This is a genomic window from Streptosporangium sp. NPDC000509 (assembly GCF_042898365.1).
Classification (GTDB): Bacteria; Actinomycetota; Actinomycetes; order Streptosporangiales; family Streptosporangiaceae; genus Streptosporangium.
Genome location: NZ_JBIAYX010000006.1, coordinates 277,363 through 292,753 on the forward strand (window position 1 = coordinate 277,363; position 15,391 = coordinate 292,753).

Here is a 15,391-nt window from a genome sequence, read left to right on the forward strand (position 1 = left end):
GCGGCGCCGATCCGTGAGCGGGCTCTTCGTAACCTGTGCGGTTTCACGGTTGTCCTCCTTCGGGCGCGTCGACCTTTGACGGCGCCGATCAGCACTCCTTGATGAAGTGGCGTTGGACGAACGGGTAGGCGGCGATCGGCGCGACGGTGAGGACGCCGACAGCCGTCTCGCTCGCCTCGGTGGGCGGTGTGGCGGTGTCGGCGGAAGCGCCGGAGTCGAGGGCGGCCACCATGCGCGCTCCATCCGGTTGCTGAGAAAGTTTCTGTCATATTGACCGGAAACATTAAATAAGAGGGAGGAGCGGTGCTGTCCATCCCCTGCCGACATGCTCGATGAAAGGCTCGGATCGGACATGGCGGACCCTGTCCTGATGAGGAAGGCAAAGAGGCAGGCCAAGAGCCACGTATGCTCCGTCGCGGTGGTCGCCCACAGTGACGAGAGGGCGAGAGACGAAGAAAGTTTCTGGCTATGGTTCCTGAATGTTTCAGGCCGACGATCATTCGATGAGGGAGCGGGAGCGGAAATACGAAATCCTGTGGCGGAGCTCTGGACCAACGGCACGTTCGTCAACTCGGTGATCTCCGGTACGCACCCGGATTCGAGCATCCGCAGGGTCGGCGACGACTACTTCCTGGCCTGTTCCAGCCTCGAGTACTTCCCCGGCGTGCCGATCCTCCACGCCGGGATCCGGTGCACCGGGCACAGGTCGGCTCGCTTCACACCGTCGCGGCCATCCGTCACACAACCCTTGGGCCGGTCCGGCTTCGAATCGACATCCTCGCCACCCGGCCCGAGGAGCGGCATCCCCTGAAAGAACCCGATAGGCTCCGTTTCGGTATCGAAGACGCGGACGGTGGGGTCGACGTGCTGGCCGAACTCGACGGCAGATACCCGTCGACGGAGGTCGCCGGCGGTTTCACCGGGCGTGTGACAGGTCTCTACGCCGCGGCGGGCACCGTCCGGTGCGACTGGTTCGACGACGAGTCGCTCGACGAGGACGCACGGCGCCGTTCAAGTGAAACCCGACGGGTTGTCCTCGTGCCGTGAACAGGCCCGCGACGGCTCACCGGCGAGAACGAAACGCGAAGAAGGGGGCCACGTTGTCGTACGTCGAGGCGGGCGGCCCGGTCTCCGACGGAGAGCACCCCGCAGGCGACCCCACGCGTCCCGTGACCATTTCCTACATCGCGGAGACCGCCGGAGTGTCCGTTCCGACGGTCTCCAAGGTCATCAATGGCCGTGCCGGCGTTTCCGCTGACACCCGTGCCCGAGTAGAGGCGCTGATCAGCGAGTACGGCTATCGAAAGACCAACCGTAAGAACATGATGGAGCTCGTCTTCGGCGAGCTCCAGGACATGTGGGGCCTGGAGATCATCCGAGGAGTCGAGCGGGTGGCCCGTGAGCACCGAGTGGGTGTTGTGCTGACGGAGTTCGGCCCTCACCAGGATTCCACGGAACACCCGATCGACGAGACCCTGGCCCGCCGTCCGGCATGCGTCGTGACGGTGGCCCAGCTGTCGGAGGAACAGCGGAACCAGTTGCGGGCCAAGGACATTCCGTTCGTGGTCTTCGACCCCACCACCGAACTACCGGACGGCGTCCCTTTCGTCGGAGCGACCAACTGGGCCGGCGGACGGTCGGCCACCCGGCATCTCATCGAGCTGGGCCACAGGCGCATCGCGATGATCGCAGGCCCGGACCGCATCCTGTGCTGCCGCGCCAGGCTCGACGGCTACCGCTCTGCCCTGGAGACGGCGGGTCTGTCGATGGACGACAGCCTCGTCGTGCGTACCGAACTCACGAGAGAGGACGGCCGTGAGGCCGCGATCAGGCTGTTGGGAGGCCGGGAGCGGCCGACGGCGATCTTCGCCTGCAACGACCTTCAGGCACTCGGGGTCTACCAGGCTGCTCGCGAGCTGGAACTGCGGATTCCCGGAGACCTGAGCGTGGTCGGCTTCGACGATCTGCCGGTCGCCGCGTTCGTCGACCCTCCGCTGACCACCGTCCACCAGCCACTGACCGAGATGGCCGTTACGGCCACCGAACTGGCGCTCGCTCTTGGCCGCGGCGAGGAAACGCAGCAGGTCGGCCTCGAACTGGCGACCACGCTGACGATCCGGGAGAGCACCGCCCCGCCGCACCAAGGTGACTGACCGCCGGGAGAGGAGATCGGGAGCCTGTTCGCTCAGGTGCGCTTTCGGAACGCGATGAATCCGTACAACGCAAGATGGTTCGGCTTCGTGCCGCCCACCGTGTGGCCGATGCTCGACGGTCGCACGATGCCCTTGACGAACAGATGGCTCACCGTCTGGCGGGTGTCACGGATGAAAGTTTCACGATGGCTCATCGTGACGGTGAGGTGTGTCACGGCAGAGATCCAGGTAATGCGTCGACGGCGGTCGGATGTCCGAGAGATTCAGCCCACTCTATTGACGCGAGGGCATCCGTTGAATGTACTCCGCAGTATCTTCAGCCGCGAATCGCTGTCAGACGAGCCATTTATGTTAGCGCTAACATCACGACCTGGCCTGTCGTCCCGGCGCTGTCCGATCGCGATTTCTTCATCGAGAGAAGAAGGCATGATGCTTTTCGGGACCCTGAGAAGGTCGCTCGCGATCGGTGCGAGCGTGCTGATCGCCATGACGTGGCCGGTCGGCGCCGGTACGGCCAAGGCCGCGGCGGCGCAGTCATGCGACATCTACGCCGCGGGCGGCACGCCGTGTGTGGCGGCGCACAGCACGACCCGGGCGCTGTACGGCGCGTACAACGGCCCGTTGTACCAGGTCAGGCGCGCCTCGGACAACACCACCCGCGACATCGGCGTGCTGAGCGCGGGCGGGTACGCCAACGCGGCCGCGCAGGACTCGTTCTGCGCCGGCACGACCTGCCTCATCACCATCATCTATGACCAGTCCGGCCGCAATAACCGGCTCACCCAGGCGCCGCCCGGCTTCTGGCCCGGCCCTGGCCCCGGTGGATGGGACAACCTCGCGAACGCGACCGCGGCGCCGATCACCATCAACGGGAACAAGGCATACGGTGTCCGCGTGGAGCCCGGCACCGGCTACCGCAACAACAACACCAACGGCGTCGCGACCGGTGACCAGCCCGAGGGCATCTACGCCGTCGTCGACGGCACGCACTACAACCAGTGGTGCTGCTTCGACTACGGCAACGCGCAGACGGACGGTCAGGCCGACGCCCGCGGCATCATGGAGACCGTCTACTTCGGCGCCAACAAACAGTGGGGCTACGGGGCCGGAGCCGGTCCCTGGATCATGGCCGACATGGAGTGGGGACTCTTCTCCGGGGTGAACGCGGGCTACAACAACCTCCCGTCGATCAACCACCGCTTCGTCACGGCCATCGTCAAGGGCGAGCCGAACCACTGGGCGATCCGGGGTGGGAACGCGCAGTCGGGCGGTCTGACGACCTACTTCGACGGACCGCGTCCCAGCGGCTACCACCCGATGAAGAAGGAGGGTGCCATCCTGCTCGGTATCGGCGGCGACAACAGCGTCTCCGCCCGCGGCACCTTCTTCGAGGGCGTGTTGACCTCCGGTTATCCGACGGCCGCCACCGAGAACGCCGTACAGGCCAACATCACCGCCGCCGGTTACGCGCCTGCGGGCGGCGGTAACCCGCAGCAGAACGTCCAGATCGTCGGCGGTCAGTCCAACCGTTGCATCGACGTGCCGAACTCCAGCACCGTCAACGGCACCCAGGCGCAGATCTGGGACTGCGGGAGCGGCACCAACCAGCGGTTCACCTACACCGCGGGCAAGCAGTTGCAGGTGTACGGCAACAAGTGCCTGGACGCCTACGGGCAGGGCACCGCGAACGGTACCCAGGTGGTCATCTGGGACTGCAACGGTCAGGCCAACCAGCAGTGGAACGTCAACGCCAACGGCACCGTCACCGGCGTGCAGTCCGGCCTGTGTCTCGACGCGAACGCCGCCGCCACAGCGAACGGCACGAAGATCATCCTTTGGTCCTGCAACGGCCAGGCCAACCAGCGATGGACCCTGCGCAGCTGACGCCGACCAGCCGGTTCGGCGCATGAGAGCGATCGGGTGAAGCGCCTCGGGCGGAGGTCCGGACACCTGGGAGGGCTACGGCTCCCCGGGACGGGCCTTCGCCCGCTGTCGTGAATACGCGGCCGGGACGGTTTCGAGGTCGGTGAGTGGTCTCACGATCGGAATGTGCGGCGGTAGGTGTCCGGCGGTACGCCGATCGTGCGGTGGAAGTGGCGGCGCAGGGTCGTCGCCGTGCCCATGCCCGCGGCCGAGGCGATGGTCTCGACGCTGTCGTCCGTGCTCTCCAGCAGCTCCTGTGCGCGGCGGATCCGCTGTGTCAACAGCCACTGCAGCGGGGTGGTGCCGACCACCGAGCGGAAGTGGCGGGCCAGGTGGCGCGAGCTCATGTTCGCCTGACGGGCCAGGTCCTCAACGGTGAGAGGCTGGTCCAGTCGCCGCATCACCCAGGTGAGCAGCTCGGCCAGGGGGTGGCCGTCCTGGGCGGGCACCGGTGTGGTGACGAACTGGGCCTGGCCGCCGGCCCGGTGGGGCGGTACGACCAGGCGGCGGGCGACCACGTTGGCGATCGTGGAGCCGTGGTCGCGGCGTACCAGGTGCAGGCACAGGTCCATCGCCGCGGCCTTGCCCGCGGATGTGAGCACGCTGCCGTTGTCGACGTAGAGCACGTCCGGGTCGACCTCCACCCGGGGGTAGCGCGCGGCCAGTTCCTCGGTGTGAGCCCAGTGCGTGGTCGCGCGCAGCCCGTCCAGCAGGCCGGCGGCGGCGAGCACGAACGCGCCCGTGCACAGGGAGACCACCCGCGCGCCCGACGCGTGGGCCGTGCGCACCGCCTCGACCAGGTCGGCCGGCGGGTCCTCGTCGACGTCCGCCAGGGCGGGGACGATCACGGTGTCGGCGTGCGCCAGCCGGTCGAGCCCGCAGTCCGGTTCCAGTAGGAACCGGCCGACCCGGACGGCGTGCGTGCCGCACACCCGGACGTCGTACCAGGGGCCGGGCAGAGCGGCGGGGGCGGAGCCGAAGACCTCGTAGGCGAGGGCCAGTTCGAAGTGGAGCATCCCGTCGGTGGCGGCGACCGCGACGGAGCGCGGGACAGAACTCATGTCGGGAATTGTACGGGTCATGTCATTCCAGACACTGGCCTCGATGGGGCAACGCGGACAGGATTTCGGCGGTGGATCACTTCGAGTACGGGGGAGCAGGCATGGAAATGGGTCGGAACGTGGCGGTGCTCGGCGCCTACGGGCACACCGGGCGGTTCGTGGTCGCGGAGTTGCGCGAGCGCGGGTACGTCCCGCTGCTGCTCGGCCGTGATCAGGACAAGCTGACGGTGCTGGCGGAGGCCCACCCCGGAGTTGAGACGCGGCGGGCATCGGTCGACGATCCGGTCTCGCTCGACCGCGCGCTGAAAGGCGCGGTCGCCGTGATCAACTGCGCCGGGCCCTTCGCCACGACCGCCGCCCCGCTCATCGAGGCGGCATTGCGCGCCGGCATTCCGTATGTCGACGTGGCCGCCGAGATCGAGGCGAACGTCGACACGTTCGCGCGCTTCGCGGAGCGCGCCCGCGCCGCGGGCACCCTGGTGGTCCCGGCGATGGCCTTCTTCGGCGGGCTCGGCGACCTCCTGGTCACCACCGCGATGGGCGACTGGACGGTGGCGGACGAGGCGCACATCGCCTACGGCCTGAGCAGCTGGCACCCCACCGGCGGAACGCTCGCCTCGGGCGTGGTCTCGGGGCAGCGGCGAGGTGGTCGCCGTGTTCGCTTCACCGGTGGACGGCTGGAGTATCACGACGACGCCCTGCCGACCCTGGAGTGGCCCTTCCCTGCTCCGCTCGGCTCCCAGAGCGTGATCGGAGAGTTCACCATGGCCGACGTCGTCACCGTTCCCAGCCACCTGGCGGTCCCGGAGGTGCGCACCTACATGACCGCCAAGGCGGCCTCGGACCTGTCCGCTCCCGACGCTCCGGCTCCGACCGCCGTCGACGAGCGTGGCCGTTCCGCGCAGACCTTCGTCGTCGACGTCCTCGTCCGCTCCGGCGGCACGGAACGCCGGGTGACCGCCGCCGGTCAGGACATCTACGCCATCAGTGCGCCGCTCGCGGTGGAGGCCGTCGACCGTATCCTCAGCGGCCGGACCAGGGGTGTCGGCAGCGCCGGTACCGGAGGCGTCGGCGGCGTTGAGAGTTCCGGCGATGCCAAGGGCGGAGGGAGCACCGGCGGCGCCGGGAGCGCTCGGAGTGCGGGCGTCGCCTCCGCGGGCGCGGTCTTCGATGCCCCGGACTTCCTCCGCGCCCTGTCCCCGCATCTCTCGCTGTACGCCCCGCTCGACGGTCGTCGCTGAGGTTTCGCGCGGCCGCGGGTGCGGTCAGCGGATCGGAGGCCGAAGGCGGTTCCACCAGAGGGAGAGGGCGAGGGCCGCGGCGACGAGGAGGCCGCCGCCGGTGGCGAAGGCGGCGGCGGTGTCGACCTGTTGGCGGATGACGGTGAAGGTGCCGGGGAGGGCGTCGAGGGCGCTTTGGAGCTGGTCGGCGTTCTCGGCGCGATGGTAGGAGCCGCCGGTGGTCTGGGCCATCTGTTTGAGGGCGGGCTCGTCGATGGTGCGGGGGTTGCGGCCCCTGTCGAATCCGCCACGGCCGCCTCCCCAGCCGCCACCGCCCCAGCCGCCGAAGCCGCGGCCGTCGAACTGCGAGTTCTCGCAGACCATCGGGGCCGGGTCCGTGGTACCGAAGCCGATGGTGAAGACGCGGACGCGGCGCAGGGCCGCCTCCTGGGCGGCGACCTGCGGGTCGACGCCCTGGATGTTGGCGCCGTCGGTGAGTACGACGATCGCGGCACCGGCGTAACCCGATCCGCTGTCGCCGGGGTCCGCCCCGGTGGGGGCGACCGACGGGTCGACCTCCGCGATCGCGTCGATCGAGGTGAGCACGGCCTGCCCGATCGCGGTGCCACGGGACACGGTGAGATCGTCCAACGCCTCGATCAGCGAGTCGGTGTCGTCGGTGGGTGGGACGAGCAGGCCCGCGGTGCCCGCGAAGGTGACCAGGCCGATGCGCGGCCCGCCCCGCTGTGACTCGATGAACTCGGCGGCGGCCTTCCTCGCGGCGGTGATGCGGTTGGGGTCGACGTCCGTCGAGCACATGGAGCCGGAGGTGTCGAGCGCGAGCAGGATCGTCGCCGAGGTCTGCGGCACCGGGACCGACGCCTGCGGTCGCGCGGCCCCGACCGCGAGCAGCGCGAGCCCGACCGCGAACAGCGCCGTGGGGATCTTCCGCGTCCAGAGCGTACGACCGGGCAGGGCGCCGCGTACGAGCGCGATGGAGGTGACGTGCACGGCGGCCCGCCGACGGCGGCGGCGCGCCCACTCGCGGACGGCGAAGATCAGCGGGATGACGAGGAGAGAGAGCAGCGCCCACGGCCACGAGAACGACACTCAGATCACCCGTCCGGTTCGGAGTACGGTGAGCGCCGCGCCCGCGGTGAGCAGGGCGAGGGCGAGCCCGATCAGTCCGCCGGCGAGGGGCAGAGGTTCGTCGGAGACGGTGACCCGCAGGTCGATCGTGTCGGCGATCCCGTCGAGTCGCGCGGTGTCGGAGGCCGGGTGGTAGGCGCCACCGGTGGTCTGCGCGATCAAGGTGAGGGTGTCCTCCTCAAGCGAGGTCTGCAGATGGTAGCCGTCGACCTTCACCGTCGCCCCGGCCGTGGTGCCGACCCCGACGGTGTGGATGTGGACGCCCGCCCGCTGGGCCACCGCGGCGGCCTGTTCGACGTCCCCGCCCCCGTTCTGGCCGTCGGAGAACATCACGATCGTCGCGGACGGCCAGTAGCCGATGTCGGGCGCGGGGCCGTCGCGGCCGACGGTCACCTGTTTGCCGGTGATCGCCGACAGGGAGGCCGTGATGGCCGTTCCCAACGAGGTGCCACCGACGACCTTCAGCCGGTCGATGGCCTTGAGCGCGACGGAGTGGTCGGCGTCGGGCCGGGCGGTGGTGAGCGCACCGCGTTCGAACGCGACGACTCCGATGTCGACGCTGTCGGGCTGCGCCGCCACGAACGCGCGGGCCGCCCGTTGCGCGGCCGCGAGCCGGGTGGGCGCGACGTCGTCGGCTCCCATGCTGTTGGAGACGTCGACGGCGAGGATGACGGTGCCCGCGGTCCGCGGGACCGGCACCATCGCCGCAGGTCCGGCCGCGGCGACCGCGAGTATCCCGACGCCGGCGATCACCAGGCCGATCCCGAGGTACGCCTGGCGACCGCCGGGCACCGCGACCCCGGCGGCGGTGAGGGCGGCCGTTCTGCGGCGCGCCGAGACGACGGCCGCCCAGGCGAGCGCCGCGGTGAGGAGCAGTCCGACGGCGAGCAGCAGCGGGAAGGACAGCGTCACGAGGCATCCTTCGCCGGTCTCGGGCGTCCGTTGACGGCCTCTCGGTTCCCGGTTCGGGTGATGGTTCCGAGGTACTCGGTCGTGGTGGTTCGGTTTCGGGTTCGAGCGACGGTGCCGATGTGCTCGGACGTGGCGGTTCGGCCCCGGGGCCGAACGATGGTTCCGGCATGCTCGGTCATGGCGACCGGTCCTTGGTCCGGGCGACGACCTCGACGAGCGCCTCGCCGAGGTCGCGGTCGGTGTCGATGCGGTGGACGGGCACCCCTGCCCGGCGCATGCCCGCCTTGAGCCGGGCGTCGCGGGCGTCGACGGCGGCGCGGAGGCGGACCCGTAGCAGCGGGTCGGCGGAGTCGACGACGAGCTGCTCGCCGGTCTCGGCGTCCTCGACCACGATCAGCCCGGCCTCGGGCAGTACGTCGTCGGCCGTGTCGACGATCCGCAGGGCGACCACCTCGTGCCGCCGGGCCAGGCGCTGGAGTGAACGCTCCCAGTCGCCGTCGCCGATGAAGTCGGACAGTACGACGATGAGCGCGCGGCGGCGCGCGAGTCGTCCGGCCGCGTCGAGCATCTCGGCCAGGTCGGTGGTGGTGCCGGAGTGGGGCGTGGAAGCGCGTTTCGGCTCGGCGTCGGCGCGTATCTTGAAGGCGCGTTTCAGCGTGGCGCCGACGCCGGTCCTGGGAGGACGTTCCGGTTCGGCGCCGATGCCGATCTTGGGAGGACGTTCCGGTCCGGTGCCGCCGCGCGTCGTGGAGGTGCGTTCCGGTTCGGCGCCGTCGCGTACCCCGGAAGTACGTTTCAGTCCGGCGCCGTCGCGCGCCCCGGAGGTGTGTTCCAGCTCGGCGCCGATCCGCAGCGCGTGCCGCCGGGAGGTGCCGGGCGGCACGACGCGCGGCTTCCCGGTGTCGAAGAGCAGGGCGCCGACGCGGTTGCCGCCCCGGCCGAACAGCCGGGCGAGGACGAGCGCGAGTTCGGCGAGTACGTCGTGCTTGCCGCGTCCCGGTCGGCCGGCCGTCATCGACGCCGACCGGTCGAGGACGAGCCACACCGTCAGTTCGCGATCTTCGGTGAACACTCGCAGGTGCGGCTCGTCCAGCCGTGCGGTCACGTTCCAGTCGATGTGCCGGGCGTCATCGCCTTCGCTGTAGGTGCGCAGCCCGGTGAAGTCGATTCCCGAGCCGCGGTGCGCGGTGTGGTGGGCACCCTGGAGCCGGCCGTCGAGCCTGCGGACGACCTTCCACTCCAGGCGGAGCAGGAGTTTCTCGGGGGCGGTGGCCATGGCGGTTCAGCGGTTCTGCAGGACGACGTCGGGCATACGGACGGCCCCGAGCACCGCGGTGATGATCGCGTCGGTGTCGACGTCGTCCGCGAGGGCCTCGTAGGACAGCACGAGGCGGTGGCGCAGCACGTCGAGCGCGATCTCGGACAGGTCGTGCGGCAGGACGTAGTCGCGGCCGCGCAGGAACGCCAGCGCCCGGGCGCCGGTGACGAGCGCGATGGACGCCCGCGGGCTCGCGCCGTGGGTGACGTACCGTTCCAGCTCGCCGAGCCCGGCCATCCCCGGGGAACGGGTCACGGAGACGAGCCGTACCGCGTAGTCGACGATCGCCAGGTCGACGTACACCTGCTGGGCGCGGGCCCGCATCGCGATCAGGTCCTCGGCCGTGACCATCGGCTGCGGCGGCTCGGGCGGGCGCAGCGCTCGTTCGACGATCGCCCGCTCCTCGACCTGGGTCGGGTAGTCGACGACCACCTTCATCATGAAACGGTCGACCTGCGCCTCGGGCAGCGGGTAGGTGCCCTCCGACTCGATCGGGTTCTCCGTCGCCATGACCAGGAACGGCTCGGGCACCCGGAACGTCTCGCGGCCGATCGTCACCTGGTGCTCCTGCATCACCTCCAGCAGGGCGCTCTGCACCTTGGCGGGGGCGCGGTTGATCTCGTCGGCGAGCAGCAGGTTCGCGAACACCGGGCCGAGTTCGGTTTTGAACTCCCCGGAGTGCTGGTGGTAGACCCGCGTGCCCACGAGGTCGGCCGGTACCAGGTCGGGGGTGAACTGGACGCGCTGGAAACTGCCGGCGATCGCGGCGGCCATCGACCTCACCGCGAGCGTCTTGGCGAGGCCGGGTACGCCCTCGACGAGCAGGTGGCCACCGGCGATCAACGCGACGGCCATGCGTTCCAGCAGGACGTCCTGCCCGACGATCGTGCGTTTGACCTCGAACAGCACCTGTTCGAGCGGGTGGGCCGACTCGGAGAACCTGGTCGAGGTCATCGTGTTCCTTCCGGCGTGGAGGCCCCTGCCTTGAGGTGTGGGGAGGACGTCGAATGGTGTTCCTTCTCGTGGCGCCGCGGTCAGATCTGGGGTCCGTCACCTGGCGGCCCGTCGCCTTCGCCGCCGCCCAGGGCCGTACCGATCGGCACCGCGAACGCGATGCCGGCGAACGCCTCGTCGTTTCCCGGGTCGGCGATCGAGACGACGACCCCGATGACCAGGCCGCGGGCGTCGAGGAGGGGGCCGCCGGAGCTGCCGGGGTTCACGGAGGCGTCGAACTGGATGAGCCCGTCCGGGCCGCCGTCCTTGGCGGTCCGGTTCAGGCCCGATACGACGCCGGTGGAGACGCTGTAGGTGAGGCCCAGCGGATTGCCGATCGCCACGACGGGCGCGCCCACGGCCGCGGTGCCGCCGAGCGTCGCCGGGACGACGATCTCGGGCAGCTTCTCGGGTTTGAGGGTCGCGACGTCGAGCTTGGGGTTCGACGACGCGACGACGGCCTTCGTCCTGGTGCCGTCGGCGAACGTCACGGTGACCTTCCCGGCGTCTTCGCCGGAACCGCCTTTGTCGGAAGTGCCTTTGACGACGTGGTGCGCCGTCAGGATCGTGCCGTCCTCGGCGGCGATCACCCCGGTGCCGAGCGACTTATCGGCCTGGATGACCACCACCGACGGCCCGACCCTCTTGAAGACGTCGGTCACCGTGAGCGTCGCGCTGGGCGTCGGTGTCGCGCTCGGCCCGGACGCGGCCTCCTCGCCGTTCCCGCCGCCGCTTCCCAGCCAGTACGCGAGCAGCGCGACGACGACGAGCGCGCCACCTCCGACGACGAACCGCCCGGTCCTTCCGGCCACGGCTTTTCGAGCCCCGGCCGCGTCGGTCTCCTGCGGCATGGGCTCCATCTACCCATACTCATTAATCTCAGTCGAAAGTGCTACAAACTCTGCCTGGGAACTCCATGGGAACCGGGCCGGACGGAGGGCCGGCAGATCCTGTTGAGGACACCACGGTCGGCCGGACGACGAGCCGGACCTCACCGGGAGGCGTTCACCTCCATCCTCGCGGTCAGAGGGCGCCGACGGTGAGAGCTTTCTGGGGGAACAGGTTGTCGAACACCGCCGCCCGGTCGAACGTCATCGCGCGGGTGCGGGCGCGCTGTTCCAGCTCCTGGCGCTCGGCGGCGGACATCTCCAGGACCACCCGGTCCACGGCCGCGGCGAGGCCGCCGATGTCCCTGGGCTCGACGATGACGGCGGTGTCGCCGACCGCCTCCAGGGTCCCGCCCGTCCTGGTCGTGACGATCGGTCCGCCTCCGGCCAGCATCTTCTCGGCGAGGGCGATGCCGAACGTCTCGACGAAGTCGGGCTCGGGTTTGGTGGGCAGGACGTAGGCCGCGCAGCCGCGCATGAGCAGTGGCTTCTCGTTGTCGTCCACATCGGTGAGGATCGTCACCCGGTCGTCATCCTTGGCCAGCGCCCGGATCTCCTCCAGCGCGGGCCCGGTGCCGGCGACGACCAGCTTCACCCGCGACCGGCAGCGCATCCGGCCGTAGGCGGCCATCAGGTCGTGGATGCCCTTCGCCCGGGTCACCCGGGACAGGAACAGGATGTATCCGTCGCGCTCCAGACCGCGTTTCGCGAGCGCGGCGTCCACGTCGGCCGGATCCGGGTCGAGGAAGGCGGCGGAGTCGATCGGCGGATAACTGACGGTCACGCGACGCCGGCACTGCTCGGCGAACGTGGTGCCGCAGTGCGCGTCCACCTGCTCGGCCGAGGCGACGATCTCCTCCCGGGTGTACTCGGAGACCGCGACGACCTCGTCGTTGGCGAGGAACGTGGTGAACAGCACGGTCGCCGCGCCGAACCGGCCCTCCCGCAGGCACGACCGGATCACGTTGGTCACGTCGGAGCCGACCGCCTTCGCGACGGTGTGCACGTCGGGCGCGAACCCGGCGGCGCGCGCGGAGGTGACCGCGTCCATGACCACCGAGGTGTGCGGCACGAGATACATAGACAGGCAGGTCGTGGGTACCGGTTCGGCGAGCAGCTCGACAAGGCGCCCGGTGAGTCCCGCCTGGTGGCGCCCGTCGGGCACCCGGTAGTCGCCGACCGCCTCGGGACGCTCCACGGTGATCCCGGCGCTGTACGGCAGCAGCCGGTCGAGCGGCTTGAGCGGCAGCCCGGCCGCCTGCAGCGCGGGGATCGGCCAGGTCAGCAGGCGTACGTCGTCGAACCCGCGGGTCAGCGCCACCTCGGCGAGGTTACGGGCCTCGCCGGAATGGCCGCAGATGACCGGGTCGGCCCTGACAACGATGACGAGACGGCGGCGGGGGTTGGTCATCGTGCTTCCTTCGTTCTGGCGGGCGGATCTGAAAGAGACGGGGGGCGGACCTCCCGCCCCCACCCGGACGGTTCCGGGCCCAGCCGCAGGTGCAACACGCCGCCCCGATGCACGGTGGCGGCGCTCAGATGCGTCGCGTTCATGGGTTCGCCGTTGAGGGTCGCCGACTGGACGTACTGCGCCGGCGGGTCACGGTCGACGCCGTCGACACCGATCGGCGTCTCGCGGTGCCCACTGGTCTCGATGACGAACTCGTTGCCGCCGGCCTTGAGCACGGCCCCGGAGAACGCGGGCGCGTTGATCAGGAACAGGTTCTGGCCGGCGATCGGGAACAGTCCCAGCGACGCCCAGACGTACCAGGAACTCAGGCCGCCGGAGTCGTCGTTGCCGGGCAGCCCGCCGGAGCCGGTGCCGAACTGCCAGGTCAGCGCCGCCTGGACCACCTCGGCCGTACGGTCGGGCCGTCCCGCGTAGTGATACGCCCACGGCGCTTCCATGTCGGGCTCGTTGTTCAGCCCCTCGAACCGGTTCAGGGCGTATCCGGCCGCCATCTCCGCAGCCTGGGGGCGCAGCCCCGGCTGTGTCACCGGTGCGGCGTCGAAGCCGAAGAACCTGTCCAGCATGCCGATGAAGGCCCGGTCGCCGCCCGCCAGGGCGATCCTCGCGGCCATGTCGTGCAGCAGCCGGAACGAGTAGTTCCACTTGCCGCCCTCGTAGAACTCCGAGTCGCGCAGCAGTCCCGTACTCGGGTCGAAGGCGTTCACCCACCGGCGGCTGCGGTCGTCGAGGTCGTCGGCGAGGCGCCGGTCGTTCATCGCCCGGGCGACCTGCGCCGTGCAGTGGTGGCCGTAGGCGAGGTCGAGGGTGTGGGTGATCGGGTGCACCACCCCGTGCTCGAAGAACTCCTCGCCGTACAGGCGACGCAGGTCGTCGACCATGTGCACGAGCGCCCAGTTCCAGTCCAGGCCCGCCCGGCCGAGAGCGTGGGCGTCGGCCAGCGCGGTGTGCGCGAGCGCGCTCGCCTGGCGGTAGAACCGGTCGGCGCCGCGAGCCATCCGGTAGCCGATGGGGAAGTTGCCCTCCTCCTCGCAGACCCGGATCAGCGACTCCAGCAGATGCGCGGCCCGGTCGGGGACGATGGCCGCGAGCAGCGGCAACTGCGTCTTGTAGATGTCCCACATGGTGCACACGTCGAACGCGAACGGTCCGGAGGTCGGCCAGAACGGGCTCTCGTCGTCGGCGAAGCACGGCTTGATCAGCGAGTGGTAGAGCGCCGTCGCGAACACGGTGCGGCGGGCCGGCGTGCCGCCCTCGACCTGGACGCGGTCGAGATGGTCGCCCCAGCGGACCCTGGTCTTGGACCGCACCACGTCGAACGCCGGCCGGGTCCCGCACTCGCGCTCCAGGTTCTCCCGCGCCTGGTCGCACCCGCGCAGCGAGAACCCGAGCCGCACCTCGATCGTCTGCCCGGGCTCGGTGGGACCCATGAAGAGCATGCCGAAGGGACGCAACGTGGTGTGCCGGATGCTGTCGAAGTCCAGGCGGGTGCCGCCGTCGATGAGCCGCCGGTCGTACCAGAGCATCTGCCGCCAGCCGGGAGCGTCGACGTCCAGGTACACCGAGAGCGGGACGCCCTCCATCGCCACCGTGCCCTGGGCCCGGCCGTGGCCCATGCTCTCCACCTGCGCCCGCAACGGCACGGTGCGGCCGTGCTCGATGGCGAGGCCGCCGCAGGACAGGTCGACCACCACGCGGGCGCTGCTGTGCCCGGGGAACGTGTATCGGTGCACGGCGACCTTGGTGCCCACGGTGAGCTCGCAGCGGATCCCGGTGTCGAGGGTGGCCGCGTAGTAGCCCGCCTCCGCCACCTCGTCGTGCAGCGGCCAGGCCTCGCCCAGCGCGTCCAGTGGCTGCACCATCGGGGTGACCCGGACGTAGTTGTAGTACTTGCGGATCGCGCCGGTGCCCGACTGCTGGAAGTGGGTGAACCCGGACGCCTGCAGCCGCTCGAACATCTCCTCGGGGACGCCCTCGGTGTTCTTGGTGTATCTGCCGTAGCCCGTCGGGTACGCGCCGGAGTAGGCGCAGGCCGACACCATGCCCAGCGGTGACGTGGCGCCCGGATGGGTGTTGCCCACCTGCGGTTTCGGCCACCACCACGTAGCGGCCAGACCGTGTGCCCGAGGCAGGTCGGTGGCCGCTGTGCCGATGAAGGGATCAACATTGTCGAGGATGGCGGGACTCTACCCAGACGCGATACCGCCGTAGGTTTCGGTGAGGTGAAATCCTGTGTCCGGAGTCACAAAAGACCTGGATCGGCCGATGATTTCCGTGATCTTCCGTGATCTTCCGCGATGTTCGGGA

General features: G+C 70.0%; 14 protein-coding genes. 4 read left to right on the forward strand and 10 right to left on the reverse strand.

Going from position 1 to position 15,391, the window contains the following annotated elements; translation table 11 throughout:
- Positions 1–88 precede the first annotated feature (88 nt).
- Complete coding sequence (locus tag ACFY3D_RS13870; RefSeq protein ID WP_389978988.1) at positions 89–232, reverse strand: hypothetical protein; 144 nt, start codon at positions 230–232, stop codon at positions 89–91.
- Between the two features lie 458 nt (positions 233–690).
- Here ACFY3D_RS13870 and ACFY3D_RS13875 point away from each other — a divergent pair, with 458 nt between their 5' ends.
- On the forward strand, positions 691–1,047 hold the full coding sequence (locus ACFY3D_RS13875; RefSeq protein WP_389978991.1) for a hypothetical protein: 357 nt from the start codon (positions 691–693) through the stop codon (positions 1,045–1,047).
- A gap of 53 nt (positions 1,048–1,100) precedes the next feature.
- Positions 1,101–2,153: a LacI family DNA-binding transcriptional regulator gene (locus ACFY3D_RS13880; RefSeq protein WP_389978994.1), complete on the forward strand. Its 1,053-nt coding sequence runs from the start codon at positions 1,101–1,103 to the stop codon at positions 2,151–2,153.
- Between the two features lie 32 nt (positions 2,154–2,185).
- On the opposite strand, the gene ACFY3D_RS13885 is transcribed toward ACFY3D_RS13880, so the two are convergent.
- Positions 2,186–2,368 (reverse strand): hypothetical protein, encoded by a 183-nt coding sequence (locus ACFY3D_RS13885; protein ID WP_389978997.1) that lies wholly within the window; start codon positions 2,366–2,368, stop codon positions 2,186–2,188.
- Between the two features lie 211 nt (positions 2,369–2,579).
- Between ACFY3D_RS13885 and ACFY3D_RS13890 the strand changes: the two genes are divergently transcribed.
- Positions 2,580–4,037 (forward strand): arabinofuranosidase catalytic domain-containing protein, encoded by a 1,458-nt coding sequence (locus ACFY3D_RS13890; protein ID WP_389979000.1) that lies wholly within the window; start codon positions 2,580–2,582, stop codon positions 4,035–4,037.
- A 152-nt stretch (positions 4,038–4,189) separates the two neighbouring features.
- Here ACFY3D_RS13890 and ACFY3D_RS13895 read toward each other — a convergent pair whose 3' ends face one another.
- Positions 4,190–5,137 carry a GlxA family transcriptional regulator gene (locus ACFY3D_RS13895; RefSeq protein ID WP_389979003.1) on the reverse strand — a complete coding sequence of 316 codons (948 nt, stop codon included), beginning with the start codon at positions 5,135–5,137 and terminating at the stop codon, positions 4,190–4,192.
- Positions 5,138–5,238: 101 nt separating this feature from the next.
- Between ACFY3D_RS13895 and ACFY3D_RS13900 the strand changes: the two genes are divergently transcribed.
- Positions 5,239–6,378: a saccharopine dehydrogenase NADP-binding domain-containing protein gene (locus ACFY3D_RS13900; protein WP_389979006.1), complete on the forward strand. Its 1,140-nt coding sequence runs from the start codon at positions 5,239–5,241 to the stop codon at positions 6,376–6,378.
- Between the two features lie 24 nt (positions 6,379–6,402).
- Here the strand turns inward: ACFY3D_RS13900 and ACFY3D_RS13905 are convergent, their stop codons facing one another.
- The 7 genes from ACFY3D_RS13905 to ACFY3D_RS13935 all read right to left on the reverse strand — a co-directional run bounded on the left by ACFY3D_RS13905 (position 6,403) and on the right by ACFY3D_RS13935 (position 15,261).
- The gene (locus ACFY3D_RS13905; RefSeq protein ID WP_389979009.1) at positions 6,403–7,467 is read right to left on the reverse strand and encodes a VWA domain-containing protein; all 1,065 of its coding nucleotides are present in this window, start codon (positions 7,465–7,467) and stop codon (positions 6,403–6,405) included.
- Positions 7,468–8,418: a VWA domain-containing protein gene (locus ACFY3D_RS13910; RefSeq protein ID WP_389979012.1), complete on the reverse strand. Its 951-nt coding sequence runs from the start codon at positions 8,416–8,418 to the stop codon at positions 7,468–7,470.
- Between the two features lie 175 nt (positions 8,419–8,593).
- Complete coding sequence (locus tag ACFY3D_RS13915) at positions 8,594–9,694, reverse strand: DUF58 domain-containing protein (protein ID WP_389979015.1); 1,101 nt, start codon at positions 9,692–9,694, stop codon at positions 8,594–8,596.
- Positions 9,695–9,700: 6 nt separating this feature from the next.
- Positions 9,701–10,690: an AAA family ATPase gene (locus ACFY3D_RS13920; protein ID WP_389979018.1), complete on the reverse strand. Its 990-nt coding sequence runs from the start codon at positions 10,688–10,690 to the stop codon at positions 9,701–9,703.
- An 80-nt stretch (positions 10,691–10,770) separates the two neighbouring features.
- Complete coding sequence (locus ACFY3D_RS13925) at positions 10,771–11,589, reverse strand: S1C family serine protease (protein ID WP_389979021.1); 819 nt, start codon at positions 11,587–11,589, stop codon at positions 10,771–10,773.
- 163 nt (positions 11,590–11,752) lie between these two features.
- Positions 11,753–13,027, reverse strand: a complete 1,275-nt coding sequence (locus ACFY3D_RS13930; protein WP_389979024.1) for a glycosyltransferase — start codon at positions 13,025–13,027, stop codon at positions 11,753–11,755.
- Positions 13,024–15,261 (reverse strand): glycoside hydrolase domain-containing protein, encoded by a 2,238-nt coding sequence (locus ACFY3D_RS13935; protein ID WP_389777604.1) that lies wholly within the window; start codon positions 15,259–15,261, stop codon positions 13,024–13,026. Before ACFY3D_RS13935 ends, ACFY3D_RS13930 begins: the two co-directional genes overlap by 4 nt.
- Between the last annotated feature and the right edge of the window lie 130 nt (positions 15,262–15,391).